General features: G+C 41.6%; 19 protein-coding genes. 9 read left to right on the top strand and 10 right to left on the bottom strand.

From position 1 onward, the window contains the following. Positions 1-117: 117 nt before the first annotated feature. Together H6G28_RS07795 and H6G28_RS07790 are read left to right on the top strand one after the other, a co-directional pair. Complete coding sequence (locus H6G28_RS07795) at positions 118-1,161, top strand: nitrilase-related carbon-nitrogen hydrolase (RefSeq protein WP_190592182.1); 1,044 nt, start codon at positions 118-120, stop codon at positions 1,159-1,161. A gap of 46 nt (positions 1,162-1,207) precedes the next feature. Next, positions 1,208-2,707 carry an aldehyde dehydrogenase family protein gene (locus tag H6G28_RS07790; RefSeq protein ID WP_242054481.1) on the top strand — a complete coding sequence of 500 codons (1,500 nt, stop codon included), beginning with the start codon at positions 1,208-1,210 and terminating at the stop codon, positions 2,705-2,707. 110 nt (positions 2,708-2,817) lie between these two features. On the opposite strand, the gene H6G28_RS07785 is transcribed toward H6G28_RS07790, so the two are convergent. After that, entirely contained in the window at positions 2,818-3,498 is a 681-nt protein-coding gene (locus H6G28_RS07785) for a Uma2 family endonuclease (protein WP_190592183.1), read from the bottom strand. 265 nt (positions 3,499-3,763) lie between these two features. Between H6G28_RS07785 and H6G28_RS07780 the strand changes: the two genes are divergently transcribed. The 3 genes from H6G28_RS07780 to H6G28_RS07770 all read left to right on the top strand — a co-directional run bounded on the left by H6G28_RS07780 (position 3,764) and on the right by H6G28_RS07770 (position 7,766). Next, positions 3,764-5,476 (top strand): diflavin flavoprotein, encoded by a 1,713-nt coding sequence (locus H6G28_RS07780; protein WP_190670074.1) that lies wholly within the window; start codon positions 3,764-3,766, stop codon positions 5,474-5,476. Between the two features lie 510 nt (positions 5,477-5,986). Then, on the top strand, positions 5,987-6,889 hold the full coding sequence (locus H6G28_RS07775) for a cell division protein FtsX (protein ID WP_190592185.1): 903 nt from the start codon (positions 5,987-5,989) through the stop codon (positions 6,887-6,889). Between the two features lie 67 nt (positions 6,890-6,956). Beyond that, complete coding sequence (locus H6G28_RS07770; RefSeq protein WP_190670072.1) at positions 6,957-7,766, top strand: DUF3598 family protein; 810 nt, start codon at positions 6,957-6,959, stop codon at positions 7,764-7,766. Between the two features lie 22 nt (positions 7,767-7,788). Here H6G28_RS07770 and H6G28_RS07765 read toward each other — a convergent pair whose 3' ends face one another. The 3 genes from H6G28_RS07765 to H6G28_RS07755 all read right to left on the bottom strand — a co-directional run bounded on the left by H6G28_RS07765 (position 7,789) and on the right by H6G28_RS07755 (position 9,464). Continuing rightward, the gene (locus H6G28_RS07765; RefSeq protein WP_190670070.1) at positions 7,789-8,286 is read right to left on the bottom strand and encodes a DUF5063 domain-containing protein; all 498 of its coding nucleotides are present in this window, start codon (positions 8,284-8,286) and stop codon (positions 7,789-7,791) included. 68 nt (positions 8,287-8,354) lie between these two features. Beyond that, a complete protein-coding gene (locus H6G28_RS07760; RefSeq protein ID WP_190670068.1) occupies positions 8,355-8,639 on the bottom strand; it encodes a hypothetical protein in 285 nt (94 codons plus the stop codon). A 279-nt stretch (positions 8,640-8,918) separates the two neighbouring features. Beyond that, entirely contained in the window at positions 8,919-9,464 is a 546-nt protein-coding gene (locus tag H6G28_RS07755; protein ID WP_190670067.1) for a hypothetical protein, read from the bottom strand. Between the two features lie 177 nt (positions 9,465-9,641). On the opposite strand from H6G28_RS07755, the gene H6G28_RS07750 reads away from it, so the two are divergent. Then, on the top strand, positions 9,642-9,887 hold the full coding sequence (locus tag H6G28_RS07750; RefSeq protein ID WP_190670064.1) for a helix-turn-helix domain-containing protein: 246 nt from the start codon (positions 9,642-9,644) through the stop codon (positions 9,885-9,887). Then, positions 9,871-10,602: a hypothetical protein gene (locus H6G28_RS07745; protein ID WP_190670062.1), complete on the top strand. Its 732-nt coding sequence runs from the start codon at positions 9,871-9,873 to the stop codon at positions 10,600-10,602. The genes H6G28_RS07750 and H6G28_RS07745 overlap by 17 nt, the downstream gene beginning before the upstream one ends. Before the next feature lie 4 nt (positions 10,603-10,606). Here H6G28_RS07745 and H6G28_RS07740 read toward each other — a convergent pair whose 3' ends face one another. Then, positions 10,607-11,749 (bottom strand): DNA cytosine methyltransferase, encoded by a 1,143-nt coding sequence (locus H6G28_RS07740; protein WP_190670059.1) that lies wholly within the window; start codon positions 11,747-11,749, stop codon positions 10,607-10,609. A 68-nt stretch (positions 11,750-11,817) separates the two neighbouring features. Further along, complete coding sequence (aat, locus tag H6G28_RS07735; protein WP_190670057.1) at positions 11,818-12,393, bottom strand: leucyl/phenylalanyl-tRNA--protein transferase; 576 nt, start codon at positions 12,391-12,393, stop codon at positions 11,818-11,820. A gap of 107 nt (positions 12,394-12,500) precedes the next feature. On the opposite strand from aat, the gene H6G28_RS07730 reads away from it, so the two are divergent. Next, positions 12,501-12,830: a DUF8822 family protein gene (locus H6G28_RS07730; RefSeq protein ID WP_190670055.1), complete on the top strand. Its 330-nt coding sequence runs from the start codon at positions 12,501-12,503 to the stop codon at positions 12,828-12,830. A 122-nt stretch (positions 12,831-12,952) separates the two neighbouring features. Here H6G28_RS07730 and rpsN read toward each other — a convergent pair whose 3' ends face one another. The 4 genes from rpsN to rseP form a co-directional block, all read right to left on the bottom strand. Next, a complete protein-coding gene (rpsN, locus tag H6G28_RS07725) occupies positions 12,953-13,255 on the bottom strand; it encodes a 30S ribosomal protein S14 (RefSeq protein WP_190592192.1) in 303 nt (100 codons plus the stop codon). 201 nt (positions 13,256-13,456) lie between these two features. Further along, a complete protein-coding gene (locus tag H6G28_RS07720) occupies positions 13,457-14,077 on the bottom strand; it encodes a Uma2 family endonuclease (protein ID WP_190670053.1) in 621 nt (206 codons plus the stop codon). Positions 14,078-14,127: 50 nt separating this feature from the next. Then, on the bottom strand, positions 14,128-14,778 hold the full coding sequence (nth, locus tag H6G28_RS07715) for an endonuclease III (protein ID WP_190670052.1): 651 nt from the start codon (positions 14,776-14,778) through the stop codon (positions 14,128-14,130). 317 nt (positions 14,779-15,095) lie between these two features. Further along, a complete protein-coding gene (gene rseP / locus H6G28_RS07710; RefSeq protein WP_190592195.1) occupies positions 15,096-16,169 on the bottom strand; it encodes an RIP metalloprotease RseP in 1,074 nt (357 codons plus the stop codon). A 585-nt stretch (positions 16,170-16,754) separates the two neighbouring features. Here rseP and kdpA point away from each other — a divergent pair. Continuing rightward, on the top strand, positions 16,755-18,440 hold the full coding sequence (gene kdpA, locus H6G28_RS07705; RefSeq protein WP_190592196.1) for a potassium-transporting ATPase subunit KdpA: 1,686 nt from the start codon (positions 16,755-16,757) through the stop codon (positions 18,438-18,440). Positions 18,441-18,583: the final 143 nt, after the last annotated feature.

The following is an 18,583-nucleotide window of genomic DNA, read 5'->3' as shown; positions in this document are numbered from 1 at the left end:
GGGAGTGAAAGGGTGTATCTTGCTGTCATATTAAATTATGCTTGATGGCGCGATCGCTAGGCATAGTTAGCATATCCTTGTAAATTGATAGTGAGGCGTTTCTAAACAGCAAACAGCATGGCAGATATTCCCAATTCCATCGCATCATACCGAGCCTTAGCATTGCAAGTCACTTGTCATGCTGTCAATCAAGCACGCGATCGCCACTCAGCCCAAGAAATCATTCATAATACTATCAACCGCTTGGCACAACAAATTGCCGCCAGCATTGCTTTTATTGGGTTTGACTGTCGCTTAATTGTCCTCCCAGAATATTTCCTCACCGGTTTCCCGATGGGTGAATCTCTGGCTGTGTGGCGAGAAAAAGCTTGTATAGAAATGCACGGTGCAGAATATGAAGCCCTCAGTAAAATTGCCCAAAAGCATCAAATCTTTTTAGCTGGAAACGCCTACGAACTCGACCCCAACTTTCCCCATTTATACTTTCAAACTTGCTTTGTTATTGACCCTTCTGGCACGATTGTTTTGCGGTATCGACGGCTAAATTCTTTGTTCGCACCAACACCCCATGATGTTTGGGATCAATATCTTGATTGCTATGGTTTAGAAGGGGTTTTTCCTGTAGCGAAAACTGCTATTGGCAATTTAGCTGCTTTAGCTTCCGAAGAAATTTTGTATCCAGAAGTGGCGCGGTGTTTAGCTATGCGTGGTGCCGAGATTTTTCTGCATTCCACCTCAGAAGTGTATAACAAAAACCTCACACCCAAAGACGCGGCGAAAATTTCTCGTGCTGTGGAAAATATGGCTTATGTTGTTTCTAGCAATACCGCAGGTCTAGCTAATAGTACTATTCCTATTTCTTCTGTTGATGGTGGCTCAAAAATAGTAGATTATCGCGGGATTGTATTAGCAGAAACAGGTGCAGGGGAAAGTATGGCCGCCTTTGCCGAGATAGACTTAGCCGCTTTAAGACGCGATCGCCATCGTCCAGGGTTAAATAATTTACTTTCTCGTCAGCGATTTGAAATCTACGCCCAAAGCTACAGCGAGGCACAATTTTACCCAGCAAACACTATGCTAAATCAAGAAGTAGACCGCAAACACTTCATCCAAACACAGCAACAAACAATAGAACGCCTATCTCAGCTAGGAGTGATTTGAAAGTATGAAATCTGAAGTATAAAGTCTGAAAAATGACCAATGACAAATGAAAAAACCAATCGAAGTCCGTAACCCACGCACCGGCAAATATGATTATGTAATTATCCCACCGCCGCCAAAACTGCTGGCACAGCAATGCAACCGGGCGCGAAGGGCGCAAGTGCGTTGGCAACAACTAGGGGTAGACGGGAGAGTTGCAGCTTTAAAAGAATGGAAGCAAGCAATATTAACTAGACGCGACAAACTCACAGATGCTTTGGTCAATGATACGGGTAGATTGTCTATCTCGGTAATGGAAATTGACTCGTTTCTATCTAGCATTGATCGCTGGTGTGGGTTAGCGCCAGACTTATTACAAGATTCAGCCAAAAATACATCTATCCCCTTTATCGCCCTACAACAAACATCAACCCCTTACCCTGTAGTTGGGGTGATTAGTCCGTGGAATTTTCCACTATTACTATCTACCATCGATACTATTCCGGCACTGCTGGCGGGTTGTGCGGTAGTTGTTAAACCCAGTGAAATTGCACCGCGTTTCATCGCCCCACTCACAGATGCAATTAATGAAGTATCGGCGCTACGTGATGTTTTAAGCTTTGTAGAAGGTGCGGGAGAAACCGGCGCGGCTTTAATTGAAAATGTAGATTTAATCTGCTTTACAGGTAGTGTCGCCACTGGACGCAAAGTTGCAGCCGCCGCAGCTAACAAATTTATCCCCGCTTTTTTAGAATTGGGAGGGAAAGATCCGGCGATCGTTTTAGAATCTGCCAATTTAGAATTAGCCACATCAGCAATTTTATGGGGTTCTGTCGTCAATACCGGACAGTCATGTTTATCAATTGAGCGAATTTACGTTGCTGAATCTATCTTTGACAAGTTTTATCATCAGTTAGTAGCTAAAGCCCATCGCCTACAACTAGCTTATCCCGCCATTGAAAGTGGCGAACTTGGCCCGATTATTGCCGAAACACAAGCGGGTATCATTAACGAACATATCTCCGATGCCGTGGAAAAAGGTGCTGTGATTCATTGCGGCGGTAAAGTTGAGGAGTTGGGCGGCGGTTGGTGGTGTCGTCCCACGGTGTTAACTCAAGTTAACCATACAATGAAAGTCATGACGGAAGAGACATTTGGCCCGATCATGCCCGTCATGGCTTTTGCCACAGTAGAAGAAGCAGTTAATTTAGCTAATGATTCAATTTATGGACTAAGTGCGGCGGTGTTTGCAGAAACGGAAACTGAAGCATTAACAGTTGCCCAACACATAGATGCAGGTGCTATCAGTATTAATGATGCCGCCCTCACCGCTATTATGCACGAAGGTGAGAAAAACGCCTTTAAATTCTCCGGCTTGGGCGGTTCGCGTATGGGTGCATCTGCCCTCAAACGGTTTTTGCGGAAAAAAGCTTTTTTAATTAAAACTAATTCTCACCAAGATCCTTGGTGGTTCGACATAACAGGAGGACGAAACTTTACTCCAGTCGGGGAACCCGCCTACCCAAGTGTCTCCAGAAGGCAAGAGGACGACACGATAAGCTATTAAGCACTTAGTTTGCAGTTTAGACCGCAGGGGGGCAGAGGGGCAGAGGAGAGAGTTTAAGTCATTTATGTACAATTTCAATAGTGCAGCTTAAATGCTGATTAGCTTATGACTCATATTGTATCGGGATCAATATTTAACTCCCGCAGTTTTGCTGCAAGACGTTCCGTTTGTTGTTGTGCTTGTTGTGCAGTTTCTTCCAGTGTGGGTACTAGTTGATGATCTGGGGTGAAATAACGCAATAATCCCTCATACACACCCAGATACAATCCTAATTGTTGACTCCACAAATGACCATATTCATTTGCTTGCAGAGGTTGATATTCGCCATCTAATAAATGAAACCCCGCAAATTCTAAGGTGTTAGGGTCAAACCAAAAATAATCCGGTGTGCGGAAGGTGTCTTGATAAATTGTTTTCTTTAAATTTTTGTCTGTCTTTGCTGTGGAGTCAGATAAAATTTCAACGATGACATTGGGATATTTGCCGTGTTCTTCCCATACCACCCAACTTTTTCTGGTTTTACGTTCACATCCCAATACTACAAAAAAGTCTGGGCCTCGGAAAAATTCTGACTTTAGTTGATAGGGACTGTAGTAAATAGTCAAGTTTCCCGCCGCATAGAAATCTTTTCTCTCGCGCCACAGCCATTCTAGGCAAGTTAACAGTAGGATGATTTGTCTGAGGTGTAAATCGCTTTCCAAGGGTGGTTCATCGCTGTATATATCACTAGGAGGAAATATAACATCCTGGCAGATGCCTGTTTGCGGATTTTTTTCTGGAGCGATGGTCATAGGATGAATACGGCAGCGAGTATGGCTTTATTGTAACAGCGTTGTATTTGGCGATCGCTCTCTCCCATCCCAATGACAGGAAAGATGCGCTCAATATCTGCAATTAATTTTGTTATCCTCTTTATAAGAAATACTGAAAATTTAATCCACTAAATTAAGCTTTAATTTAAATGGGTACTCTTTGGCTGCAATTGTGGACTCGTATGTAGCAATTGCTGTTTCAGCCATAATAAATACTTAAAAATAAACAAGTTATTCAAAAATTATGCCAGATACTAAACCGCGTGATGTTCAAGTACTACCAATTGCTACCGATACAACTGTCATGCGATCGCGCAGTTGGACAAGGTTAAGATTTGAAATAGAATACGCCCTAGCTAAAGGAACAACAGCTAACTCTTATTTAATTCAAGCTGACAAAATCGCTTTAATTGACCCACCTGGGGAAACTTTCACGCAAATTTATCTGGATGCGTTGCAAAAGCGTATTGATGTGACAGCGATTGATTATGTCATTCTCGGTCACATCAACCCTAACCGCGCCGCCACTTTAAAAGCTTTACTAGAAATTGCACCCCAAATTACCTTTGTTTGTTCTAACCCTGGGGCGATAAATTTACGCGGTGCTTTAGAAAATCCCGACTTACCAATTATCGTGATGCGGGGGGAAGAAACCCTCGATTTGGGTAAGGGACATAACTTACAATTCATTCCTACACCCAACCCCCGCTACGCCGATGAACTCTGCACCTACGACCCCCAAACCGAAATTCTCTACACCGATAAGTTATTTGGGGCGCATATCTGCGGCGACCAAGTATTAGATGAAGGCTGGGAAATTATCAACGAAGACCGCCGTTATTATTATGACTGCCTCATGGCTCCCCATGCGCGGCAGGTGGAAACAGCACTAGAAAAACTCGCAGATTTTCCCGCACGTTTGTATGCGACAGGACACGGGCCTTTAGTACGTTACGGCTTAATTGACCTAACCAAAGCTTATCGCCAATGGAGTCAACAGCAAACCTCGGCTGACTTGACAGTAGCTCTAATTTATGCTTCAGCCTATGGGAATACGGCAACCTTAGCCCAAGCGATCGCCCGTGGCATTACAAAAGCTGGTGTGGCGGTAGAATCAATTAACTGCGAATTTACTGAACCAGAAGAAATCCGCGCGGCGGTGGAAAAATCTGATGGTTTTGTCATGGGTTCACCCACGTTAGGCGGTCATGCACCGACACCAGTGCAAACAGCTTTAGGGATTGTCCTCTCCACCGGAACTAATAATAAACTGGCGGGTGTATTTGGTTCCTTTGGTTGGAGTGGTGAAGCAGTCGATTTAATTGAAAGCCGACTCAAAGATGCTGGTTATCGCTTTGGGTTTGATACCATCCGCGTCAAGTTTAAACCCGATGATGCGACTCTGCAATTGTGCGAAGAAGCCGGAACCGACTTTGCCCAAGCTTTGAAGAAAGCCAAAAAAGTGCGATCGCAAGGTGTCCCCGCGACCAATGTTGAACAAGCAGTAGGGCGTATTGTTGGCTCTCTGTGTGTGTTGACAGCCAAACAAGAAGATAGAGCCAGCGCCATGTTAGCCTCATGGGTAGCCCAAGCCAGCTTTAATCCGCCGGGGTTAACTATCGCCGTTGCCAAAGAACGGGCAGTAGAATCACTAACCCACTCCGGTAACGAATTTGTCCTGAATATTCTTAAAGAAGGCAATCACATCGGCTTGATGAAACATTTCCTCAAACCCTTTGGCCCTGGAGAAGACCGATTTGCAGGTGTCGCCACTGAAGAAGGTGCAAATGGCTCTCCTATTTTGGCTGATGCTTTAGCATATTTGGAATGTAAAGTGCAGCACCGGATGGAATCGGGCGACCATTGGTTAGTTTATGCCACTGTAGAAAACGGTAAGGTGTTGAATCAGGATGGTGTGACGGCGGTGCATCATCGCAAGTCGGCTACGCATTATTAAGTGCTGAGTGCTGAGTTTTGAGTTTTGAGTGTTGTTCACTGAGCGAAGTCGAAGTGAACAACACTCAGTAATTTTTGGGTGAGAATGATATTGGTATGATTTACGCCAAAAAAGGAAAATTCAGGTTTTAGAGCAGGCTGTAGGTATTCAAAACCCTTACACACCCCTACCGTGTAAACACAAGTCAAAAACTTTCATCCCGCCTAGAACTAAAGTTCCAGGCTAATAGCCAAAGTCCACAAAGCGTGGACTGGAAGACATTTTTGGTTGAGTCATCTTCAGATGACTTGCGCTATGAGACTCGGAATTCATTCCGAGGCGGGACAGATGCACTCAACGAAGATTTCATTTGTGTGTACACGGTAGCCTATACCCTCGCACCCTCACACCCTTACATCCCTAAACCCAGTCTCAACAGACAAAGTTTTTGCGTAAATCCTCATGGGTAAACTTCATCACATCGAGTATAAAGAGTGATTACAAATTACTTTTTAGATGTTGGGGTGGTCTGTGTTCAAATTTCTCACTAAACTCGACTATTTACTCAAAGAAACCTTTTTAGGATTATTGCGTGGCGGCTGGATGAATTGGGCTGCTGTTAGCACTGTGGCGGTATTATTATTTTTGTTCGGCTTGAGTTTGCAAACTTCTTGGCAAGTAGAAAAACTCCTCAATCAATTCGGTAGCCAATTGGAAGTTTCAGTATATTTAGAACCAGGAGTAGAAGCCAAAAGCATTGAACATTTGGTAGTAAAAATGCCGGAAGTGGTTTCGATGCAAAGCATTTCTAAAGAAGAAGCTTGGCCAAAATTAGTGAAGGATTTAGGAATTGCAGATATTGACGGTGCGACTCAGCAGCTAGGGGAAAATCCTTTAGTGGATGAGATGAAAGTTAAAGCACGGAGTTCTCAAGTAGTACCAGTTTTAGCCACAAATTTGGCGAAATTGCGCGGTGTTGATACTGTTGAATATGTGGATGAAGCTGTAAAACGAATTGCTCAGTTGCATCGAGGGTTGAACTGGTTTACTGTGACAATTACCAGTATTTTGACTTTAACTGCGATCGCTGTTACTACTACCACCATTCGCCTGATTGTACTGGCGCGACGACACGAAATTGAGATTATGCAACTAGTCGGCGCAACTTCCGCGTGGATTTACCTACCGTTTATTTTACAAGGAATTTCCTTTGGTTTAGTTGGTGGTGCGATCGCTTGGAGTTTCATTTCGGTAATCGAACAATTTTTAGGCAAACTCCTAGCTAATCAACCAGAGTTTATTCAATTCCTTGCCAATGGTTTGCAACTTGCACCATCACAAATCTTATTATTACCCCTGATTCTCTTAAGTTTCGGTGCAACGGTAGGATTAATAGGCAGCTTATTTGCAGTACACCGATTTGCTAAGGCTTAGTCTCTTGTCAAAAGTTCTCTATTATATTAATCAAATGACAAATGACCAATGACCAAGGACAAATAACATGACATCTCAATGGAAATATTTATTAAAAAATCTTGGTGAATGGCAAGGTTCATTCACCAGATTTTCACCTCAAGGTGTGCTGTTGAACGATGTTAAAAGCGTAGTTTCTTTAGAAGGGTTGAATGATAATAAAACTATTCACCAAGTTGTTAGCCGCGAAGGTCAAGAAGATTTAGTTTTAGAATACAGTTCTTTAGCTAAAACTACACTTTTTTTTGAAAATGGCGCATTTTCCCAAGGTTCGATTCAATTAGCACCATTTACAGAATTTGGTGCAGAACTAAGTTTAATTTATGAAAATCGCCGCGTACGTTTAGTTCAATTATTTGATAAAAACGGTCAACTTGATAAACTAACTTTAATCCGAGAACATTTAGCCGGAACAGCACCAGTAGAAAATCCTCCCTTAACGGTAAATGATTTATTGGGAGAATGGCGCGGTGAGGCGATTACAATATATCCTGACTGGCGATCGCCTGATACTTTCTCTTCAACGTTAAAATTACATTTAGATGACACTGGACGTTTAGTGCAGAGTTTAACTTTTGGCGAAAGAACCATCACTTCAACAGCCACTATCAAAGGTTCTCTCATTCACTTTGACCAAGACCCACAAAAGCAAGTACAAATTTTATTATTACCTAACGGTGCTTCTGCAACATCGCCCTTGCAAGTAAAATTACGTCAACCCTTATTTTTAGAAGTTGGTTGGCTAATTCAGCCTAACTTACGCCAGCGCATGGTTCGCACCTACAGCGATAAAGGTGAATGGGTTAGTCTTACATTGGTAACTGAACAAAAGGTGTAGAAGAATTTGTTTACCATTCCTACTACGAAAAATAATTATGAATTGCCCTTTGCGATCCCACTAAATGAGCGCCCCAATGAATTTCAAAATGAAAACGCCATTCCCATACTGCTTCCATAAGATAACTATGCTCGTAAAGTATAAGACCTCGTTTGAGGTCTTGATAAATATCATTTAAATCATCGATAAGACTGTTAGTTACAGGTTGATTATCTTCTATATTTAGTGGTTCAAACACATCCCAATAATTATCAATAGGTAATATCTGAAACCGCTTATAAACACTACTTAATTTGTAAGATGAGCGAATATCGTCTACTTTTTTGCCACAATTAATTTCAGATAAATCAATTTCAAGTAAATCAATTATACCTAAATGAAGTTCAGCTAAAAGTTTTCGAGCCGTTACCATTTCTTGCTCTGGATCGCTGCTAGAAGCTTCTGCCCAATCACAATACTTACGAACAGTATCAGCAAATTTTTGAATTTTTGTTTTTGTATCTAAATTAGACAGTTCCATGCGGGAATTTTTGCCTATTACAAAATACATTCTATTTTGATTCAAAATAAGAGATAAACTATGAATATCTATTTATTTCTCTTGAACTTTTGCCAAACTTCTCCTAATTCTGACCTTACTGCTATCCAACCTAATGGTAGATTAGCCAGTTGATTCAAAGAAGGGTCAAGTTCAATAATTCTTCTGAGCGACACAACTTTAGCATCAGAGTCTTTAACTGTATCATTTGTATGAAATTGCCAAGCACCATCCTCTTCATCATGACTGACATATAAGATTGGTTTACCTTCTATGACTTGAAGAGTCGTAATCACAGCTACATTTGGTGGATCATCAAATAGCCAGTCACTCATAGCTTATATCTGTCTCATCAACAGTTGGTAAGTAGAAATCTAGTAATATAGCAATCCTAAATCATTTGTGAAATTCTCTTTCTTCTCTTTTCTCTCTTTCTTTGTGTCCTTTGCGTCCTTTGCGGTACCCTACCCTTCGGGAACGCCTGACGGCAAACGGGAAGCCGCTTCGCGTCTACGTTAAAAAGAATATTTTTTACAACTCAGATAGGATTGCTATAACAATAACTCAATTGACAGGAATGCTCCACCTTAAATCCATCTTGTAAATGAATACTATCAATCAAAAGAATAACCAGCAAAGAAAATCTCACTTGGCTGGTTGTCTGCATAAACAATGATGTATCTTGCTGTACCTCTATCAATACTGTCCCAAAATTGATTTCTGCCATTAGGATTTGTGTTACCAAGAAGCACTAACTCTATCATTTCATGAGTGGGTTGCTCAGTACCGAATAAAGTCATAAGTTCTGCTGGCAGTAGTAGAAAAGCAGTGTTAAAAACTTCGCCAAGTATTTGATAAAATTCTTCTCCTCCTCCTAAAGCCTCTTCAAACTCATCTCTTGAAAGTGGACATGGCCTATCATCAACTCGAAGAATATCAAGAATTGAACGTGTTCCATCAGCCTCTGAAGCTTCTAGTGCTGCTTCAATGGATATATGCTGCGCTCCAGGAGCAGGAGAATTTTCTGTAATCGGAAAATCAAGCAATCGTATTGCAGGATTATATCTACCCGCTTGAAATTCTCTTTGGCGGAGTGTCTGTAATGCTGCATTCAGATCAGGTTGATAATCTGTGTAGTACCAGTAAACTTCTGCAACCATAGAAATTAGTCACTAAATTTTAAGAATGAGCCACATCATGCCCTACATTCTTACACCAAAGAACAGCGTCGCTGCAATGCTTTCTGAAGTAAAGTTTGATATTCTTCATCGCCAATCCCGTAAGCTCGAATACTTTAGTCTGTAGAACTTTTGTATTCAAAAACCTATGCTTTCTTCATGCAGACCAGTCAACTAGATCAAATCTTAGGAAGAGAACTACAGCGTCGTCGGATAAATCAAGGTTGGTCACAAGAGTATCTTGCAGAAGTAACAGGTCTGCACAGAACTTATATCAGCCAGCTTGAACGGGGGTTAAAAAGCCCATCAGTTAGAGTTCTCAGTCATATTACCAAAGCTTTAGACATAAAAATGAGCGAATTCTTACAAGCTGTTGAGGAATCTTTAAGTGTTGACGGACAGTGAAGTTGAAAGATTAAGACAAGCTATTATTGCCGCTATTGCATCTCCAGTTATCGGTTCGATAGAAGATTATACGTGGGAGGCTATGTTTCATTATGTGAAGAATATTTCTTTATCTGATCCCGCGTTAGGACGTAGCAAGCTTCTTTACGATGCTGTAGATCCTTCAACTAAAACAGGTTGGTCGCTTAAGTCGCTACAGTTAAAAGGAAAAAGCCATCTTGAAATTACAACCACTTATTTTTACGTCATTCAAAGAGCGGATGTAATTAAAAAGGCTATTGATTTAGGATTTCCCGACCTTGATGAAACATCTCCACCAGAAAAACTGGGTGCAGCAATTATTAAACATTGGAATCAAAAAGTCGAAAAAGATTCTCTAAAACAAAAAGTTGAAATTAGTTATGAAGGTATTCTTCTCAAGAATATTCAAGGAACCGAATATGTTTATTGTGAATATTCCATTGAGTGTTTAGACGCATCTGCTTTTTCTTGGTCTTGGACAGTCAACCAAAAAACTGGGACAAAAGGTGTGGGTTTACAAGGAAGTATTGACGGCAAAGCACAACTCATCTGGTATAAAAATCAAAAGCAACTTTTTAGAGCTAGAACTATTCCTTCAGACGCAGTTCATATTAGGGTTGAGCGAAATCGTCTGACACTGGAGCGTTATGTTGAAATAGTTGTCTCAGCTTTGCGATCGCAAATTAACAATTAGGTTGTTAAACATGAGCCTGAAGAATAGATGAAGCTATAACTTTACCAAGAAGTGGTGGTACAGATTCACCAATTTGGGAAGCCATATCAGTATATGTTCCTAAAAAGTGAAAATTATCAGGATAAGAGTGTAATCTTGCCGCTTCACGTATTGTAATTGTGCGATCTTGAGTAGGGTGAAAAAACCTCCCCGAACCAGGATGAAATACCCATCTTGTAATAGTTCGCGCTGGCTTATCCCAGTACAGTCTTCCGTATGCACCGCTATAGTGCTTTTTAGGAGCTAATTCACTTGGTAAGTCTCTAGCATCTTGTCCTTCTCGAAGAATACGCACTCTTGATAATTGAATTGGAGTCAAAGCACGGGCGACATGATTAACTATTGTTATGCTGTTATGACGCATCATAGCTTGATATGTAGTTTCTGGTGCAGAAGGATAAATTTCAATGTCATATATTTGTCCTGCTTCTAGTGGTGGCAAGTCCCCGATTGCATCTCTAACGGTTACAATAGGAGACATATTCGCCTCTAACAAATTCATCTGATTATACAAATTTTTATTTCTATAGTCACTTTTGATATCACCAAAATATGTTGGTTCAGGAAAATGAAGGTAATGATCTAGACTAGCCAGAAAAAAAGCCCTGCATCTTGTTTGTGGTATTCCATAATGTGCTGCATTTAAGGAAGCACAGATAACTTTATAGCCGAATAATTCTAGTTGTTTTATTATTTCTTCTTTGATTACACCATTATAAGCTTTCAAAATTTCAGGTACATTTTCTATGACAACATAAAGAGGCCGAAACTGGTCTACAAATTCCAAAAAAGTTCGATATAGTTGATTACGTGAATCATTGAGGTAGCGATAACCAGCAGGAATATTTCTGGACAATCCTTGGCATGGAGGGCCGCCAATCAATGCTGTTAGTTCTTCTCTTTTCAAACCTAAAGCTAATTGCAAGTCAGAAGGACTAATCTGACGTATATCCTGATTAATAATTTTAGTATTTGGATAATTGTGCTTGTAAGTGGCTAATGCTTTTGAGTTGATATCTACTGCACATAGGGATTCAAAACCAGCCATGTGAAATCCTGTGGTAAAACCACCTGCACCAGCAAATAAGTCAATAATTTTATATCTCATTATTGAATACTATAGTCTTCACTAGAGAGTGTCAAGCAACTTTCCGATTTTAAAAATCATGACACTGTTTACACCAAAGAACAGCGACGCTGCAATGCGTTCTGAAGTAAAGTTTGATATTCTTCATCGCCAATACCGTAAGCGCCAAAGCGTTCTAAATGCGGGTTCATCATTTGAGCGTCAAACAGGACAAATTGTTTTTGGCGCAATCTTTCCACTAACTTAACCATTGCTACTTTTGAGCCTTCGGGAATGCGGTAAAACATCGATTCACCGATGAAAGCGCCACCAATGACAATTCCTAAAATACCGCCTGCGAGTTCATCACCTTGCCAAGTTTCAAAACTGTGAGCAAAACCTGTTTTATGCAGTAAAAAGTAAATTTCTTTTAATTCATCCGATATCCAGGTTGTTTCTCGGTTCGCACAGCCAGCCACAACAGCCGGAAAATCGCGGTTAATTGCCACTGTAAACCGTTCTTGATTCAAAACACGCTGCAACGACTTAGGATAGCGGAATCGCTGGTCTAGAGGAATCAAAGTCCGATCGCGGCTACCATACCAACCCAAGCCATGATCGTCATCAGCCATGAGAAAATAACCTTGGGCATATCCTTGAATAATTGCAGCGATATCATATTGCATAGATAGATCAAAATAAAATAAAAAAATTCAGAGGAACGCCATTTGATGCGATCGCCATCCTCTGCGCTCCTCTGGGATATATTTAGCATGACTCTGCATTTACCAAAATGACACAACCAATCCCATCCATTACCCTACCACCAGCTAACAACCCCCTCCTTGAAGGTGAGTGGTTACAAGAGCGTTTGTTGCGGTGGTTAGATGCAGAATTTATCCCTGAAGCAATCAACCAAACGATTGCTCAACGAGCCGCGCAAATTTATGTCCGCCAACGTATGGAAGGAGAAAACGACTTGGGTTCTCTGGTAATTGCCATTGTCACAGAGATGCAAGGGTTTGATTTTTCCAAAAGCTTTTATGGAGAGTTTGCGATCGCTAACGCCGTCAGCGATCTACTCTTAGAAAGTCTGGGTATAGACCGTTGCTGCGGTCAATAATTTTGTCATTTGTCATTTGTCCTTAGCAATAACCAATGACTAATGACTAATGACCCTTCGGGTTCGCCAGTTGCTCATGGGGGAAACCCCCAAGACCGCACTGACTCACCAATGACCAATGACTACCAACTAGACTTAACAACTCCAGGTAATAAACCTTCGTGCGCCCACTCCCGCAGAACGTTCCGAGACAGTCCAAAGTCACGGTAAACACCTCTAGGACGACCAGTTACCCAACAGCGATTGCGGCGACGGTTGGGCGCACTGTTACGAGGTAGTTGTTGAATTTTACGGTGAGCGTCCAGTTTCTCTTCTAAAGATTCTGCCTGTTTGAACTCTTCCATCAGAGTTTCCCGCTTCTCCGCATACTTTGCGACTAATTTGGCGCGTTTTTTCTCGCGCTCAATCATACTTTTCTTCGCCATACATTCTAAATAAAGACAGCATTTTCCATTCTACAGTGTCCGAATCAATTCTAGGGATAGTTTTGATATTAAAGGGAACAGGGAAAAAGGAATAGGTAACAGTACAAGGGTTTGACGAGGACTGTCATACCATTTCACGTTCAAAATGATACATATCGGCAAGTAGCGCCTCGACTTCGCTCGGCGATCAAATGCAGAGAGCTATGGCGTTATGTTACCTGCTTGAAAAATCTGTTGGGCGGTTAAAATCAGTTCTGGGAAGGTTGGTGACTGAATCAAATCATCCCCTTGAAACTTTTTAACTTGATACTCGCCTTCATCTAACGAGAAAATCAAAATAGTGGCTTGTTTCGGTTTCCCAATAAATTCTCTACCACCCAAAGCAGCGTAATCAACAAGCCAGTATTCTTGTATTCCTATTGCTTCGTACTCGCCACGTTTCTTAAAGTAATCATCCCGCCAATTCGTACTAACGACCTCAACAATTAAAGGCACTGAGGCTCCGTAGACCACAGTAGATTGCTTTTGCCAAAGAGGTTCATTGATTAAGTTTTGCCGATTCAGCAATAGTATATCTGCTGAGTAAGCAGATTCATTTTCTGGTGGTTTTACTAGTGCTGTTTTCGGTATAAAGTATGGCAGTTGTAAGCGTTCATACTCCACCACTAACTTAGTCACTAAAAAGCCTATAACTTCTTCATGTCCTCCCAATGGCTGCGGCATTTTAATGATGACTCCATCATGCAATTCATAACGCCCATCTTCTGGTTTACATTGAGTAAATTCTGCAAATGTGACTAGTTTGCGTTGGGCTTGAATCATTTTTCCTTCTCTTGAGCATTAAGATATCAGTTTTTCAGTACTTATCCAAATTATTTGTCAGATGTCGGACATAAATCAGCCAACTCACAAGCTGAACAAGCGGGAGAACGGGCTTTACAAACAGCGCGACCATGATAAATCAGCCTAATTGACCAATTTTCCCAATCTGGTTGGGGTAATAACTTCATTAAATCTTGTTCAATTTTAATGGGTTCAGCATGTTTAGTTAAACCCAAGCGTTGACTGAGGCGCTTAACGTGAGTATCTACAGTGACTCCAGCATTGATCCCATAAGCGTGAGCTAAAACTACATTTGCTGTTTTTCTCGCCACACCAGGCAATTTTAATAATTGCTCCATTTGATTAGGCACAACTGAATCAAATTCCGTCACAATCATCCGACAGGCGGCTTGAATATTTTTAGCTTTATTGCGATAAAACCCTGTAGAACGCACCAAGTTTTCTAATTCTTCTAAATCAGCATTGGCTAAACTGGCTGCATCGGGAAAGCGACCAAATAAAGCTGGTGTCACTTTATTGACGCGCTCATCTGTACATTGTGCGGAAAGAATGGTTGCAACGAGTAGTTGTACAGGTGTTGAGTAGTTTAATGAACAAGTAGCATCTGGATATAAATGTTTGAGGCGTTGGAGAATTTCTAACGCTCGTTGTTTTTTTGAGGGAGATTTACGGGTGGTCATAAAAAAAGGCAAAAGTAAAAAGGCAAAAGTAAAAAAGGCATTGCTGAATATGAGGATTAAAATTAAAAATTCAATCTCTCAAACTCTTATTCTCCGCGCCTCTGGTTACTGAGCGAAGTCGTTCGCGTTAGCGTCTCCGAAGGAGAAGTATGCGTCTCTGCGTGAGATAAAAATTATCCAACTCATCAGCAACACCTAAAAAAATCATTGCCTATTTACTTAAAGATTAGTAAGTAAAAAATAAATTAGCCTGCACAGGCAGGCTTGGTTTGATGAGCCTCAGACTTGAGTCTGAGTGCTTTAATTTTGTGCCATGACTACTGAGTAGTTAACTGGATGGTTTCTTTGACAATTAAGAAAATACCTAAACCCAAAAGTAGGACTAAGCCAGTTTGCATGACACCTTCTTGAATACGGTTAGGTAAGGGTTTACCGCGTAAACCTTCAATTAATAGGAAAGCTAGTTGTCCGCCATCTAATGCAGGGAGGGGCAAGATATTGATAATGGCTAAGTTAATGCTGATAATTGCAGCAAAAGATAACAAGTTTGTGCTATCATCTGCGGCTAATTTTGCACCAACTTTGACGATATTAACTGGGCCAGAAACTTGTCCAATGGTTTGTTTGAAGTTAGTAATTAATTGTCCAAAACCATTAAGTGTGCCGACAAATAATTGTTGGAAGCGGTTAGCAGCAATGCCAAAAATCTCAAAAGGATTGCTAGGGCGACGAAAAACAGGCTTACCATTTGGCCCTAATTGAATGCCAACCAAGCCTTTACCATCAGCGCCTAGTGTGGGGGTTAATTTTAGGGAAACTTGTTTATCTTTCTGCTGAACTTTGAGGGAAATTTCCTGGTTGGGATGGGTTTGAATTTCTTTGGTCAAGATGGCGGTGGATTTTTCAGAAGCTGGAAGTTCTTGACCGTTTATGGCTAAAACTATGTCACCTTCTCTAATTCCGGCTTGATAGGCAATGGATTGTTCATTAACTGGTTGAACAATTACGCCGGGTTGATAATTAAACTTTTCGGGGATGCCGACAATGCCCAATTGCAGTACTAGAACTAAATAGGCAAAGATTAAATTTGCGATGACTCCCGCACTGATCACGATCGCCCGGTCTAAAATTGGACGGTTACGCAGCAGATTCGGGTCGTTGGGTGGAATGTCACTATCTGGGTCATCATCGGGAAAACCAACAAAGCCACCCAAGGGAAAAGCACGTATAGCATATTCGGTTTCTGTTCCTTGGTATTTCCACAAAATCGGCCCAAACCCCAAGGAAAAGCGGTTAGCATAAATGCCTTGAGACCGCGCTGCTACAAAGTGTCCCAGTTCATGTACCAAAATTAAAACAGCCAAGACTGCGATCGCTGCTAAAACTGACATAAAGCAAATAAGTCAAAATATTCGGATATATTTCCTTATTGTAGTAGTTGAAGAACGGACGCTGAGACTGAATACTGTTATGTGGGAGGAGGGAGGGGGCAGGAGGCAGGGGGGCAGGGGGGGGGGAGCAGGGGGAGACTCAGCACTTTCAAGTCAAAATTTGAGAGGGTTCTTGCGTTAGTTCTTATTATGTTAATGGCTCTACATTCTCCATAAAATTAAACCCAGTATATTAAACTACTTTTTGACTAGTGCAATTACATAAATACGGCGTATACACTACCTTAATCAGTCACTCAGATTAAATTTTAAATACTCTTGACAGAAACTTTAAAAAGTAACTAAAAAATTGTAGTGAATGAACAGAGTAAATCTAGATAGATGTATTGAGACTCAATAAAATATTGCCAACTTGCTCACAATCTCACCGTCAAATAGTTCACTCTTATAGCAGAATTCAGAGTTTAGAAGTAACGCAGTCTATTTCTCTATCTGGAGGTATAGATTATATACTTCAAGTGAAAATCCGCAATATATCTAAAATAATTAGCTTTCGAGTATTAAGTTAAACTGAGCGCAAAATAAATGGGACAAGGTTTTTTACAAATCGGCTTGACGCTGTGTATTGTCATAGCGATCGCACCTATTTTGGGACGATATATAGCGCGTGTGTTCCTGGGACAAAGAACAATCCTTGATCCCCTGATGAACCCGATAGAACACAGCATTTATCTAGTTGCAGGTGTTAATAGAAAAGATGATATGACGGGCTGGCAGTATATCCGAGCGATTCTGTCTAGCAATCTAGTCATGGGGATTTTAGTTTTTGGGTTGATACATACTCAAAGATTTTTACCTTGGAATCCCAATGGATTTTACGCGCCTCGTTGGCATACATTACTGCACACGGTGATTTCTTTTGTTACCAACACAGACCAGCAGCACTATATCCCCGAAACTACTCTCAGTTACTTCAGCCAAGTCGCGGCATTAGGCTTTTTGATGTTCACTTCGGCTGGTACAGGGTTGGCGGTGGGGATCGCTTTTATTCGCGGGTTGACTAGCAAAAAATTGGGTAACTTTTATGTTGACCTGACTCGTGGCATTACCAGGATATTACTACCGATTTCCCTAGTTGGGGCGATCGCCCTTGTTTTCTTGGGTGTACCGCAAACCCTAGATAAACCATTAATTGTGGAAACTCTAGAAGGCAGCACACAATATATCGCCAGAGGCCCTGTTGCTTCCTTTGAGATGATTAAGATGCTGGGTGAGAATGGCGGTGGTTTCTTTGCGGCGAATTCTGCCCATCCCTTTGAAAACCCCAATGGCGCATCTAACTTAATTGAACTCATCGCTATGATTGCCATTCCCGCAGCATTGATATTCACCTACGGGATCTTTGCGAAAAACTTCAAACAAGCTTGGCTGTTGTTTTGGATGGTGTTTACCGCCTTCGTAATTTTAGTGTGGGTGACAGTCAGTGGCGAACTACAAGGAAATCCCCTTGTGAATGCCAACTTAGTAGCAGAACTACCGAATTTAGAAGGTAAAGAAGTCCGAATTGGAGTTGTACAGACAGCATTGTGGGCTGTGACAACCACCGCCACCATGACAGGCGCAGTCAATGGAATGCTAGATTCTTTAATGCCCCAAGGATTATTTGCGACATTATTTAATTTATTTGTGCAGATTATTTGGGGAGGACAGGGTACAGGGATCGCCTACCTGCTGATTTACTTAATTCTCACCGTGTTCTTAACGGGGTTAATGGTGGGACGCACACCAGAATTTTTAGGACGCAAAATCGAAAAGCGCGAAATTGTCCTCGCCAGTGTTGTGCTGTTGATTCACCCCATTGTGATTTTAATTCCCAGTGCGATCGCCTTAGCTTATCCCTTTTCTTTGTCTGGCATTACTAACCCAGGCTTTCATGGAATTTCCCAAGTTGTTTATGAATATGCTTCAGCCGCCGCCAATAACGGTTCTGGCTTAGAAAAACTCGCCGATAATACCCTGTGGTGGAACTTCAGCACCAGTTTGAGTATGTTGGCAGGACGCTACATCCCGATGATTGCCATCTTACTGTTAGCTGATAATATGTCACGCAAACCAACCACACCAGAAACACCAGGAACCCTCAAAACCGATTCCCTACTCTTCACCACAGTGACTGCTGGTATAGTACTGATTTTAGGAGTCTTGACATTTTTCCCCGTTTTAGCCCTAGGCCCCATCGCCGAAGGATTTAAACTAGCATCTGGCAGTTAGGGGTGGGGAGTGGGGAGTGGGGAGTGGGGAGTGGGGAGTGGGGGTAGACAAGGTAGAGGGGGTAGACAAGGTAGAAATAGAAAATTACTCCCTTGTCTCCCTTGTCTCCCTTGTCCCCCTTATCCCCCTTGCCCCCCCCTTTC

Source organism: Nostoc sp. FACHB-190, from assembly GCF_014696905.1.
GTDB lineage: Bacteria > Cyanobacteriota > Cyanobacteriia > Cyanobacteriales > Nostocaceae > Nostoc_B.
The sequence above is the reverse complement of the archived record's forward strand: the minus strand, read 5'-3'. Positions and strand labels throughout refer to the sequence as shown.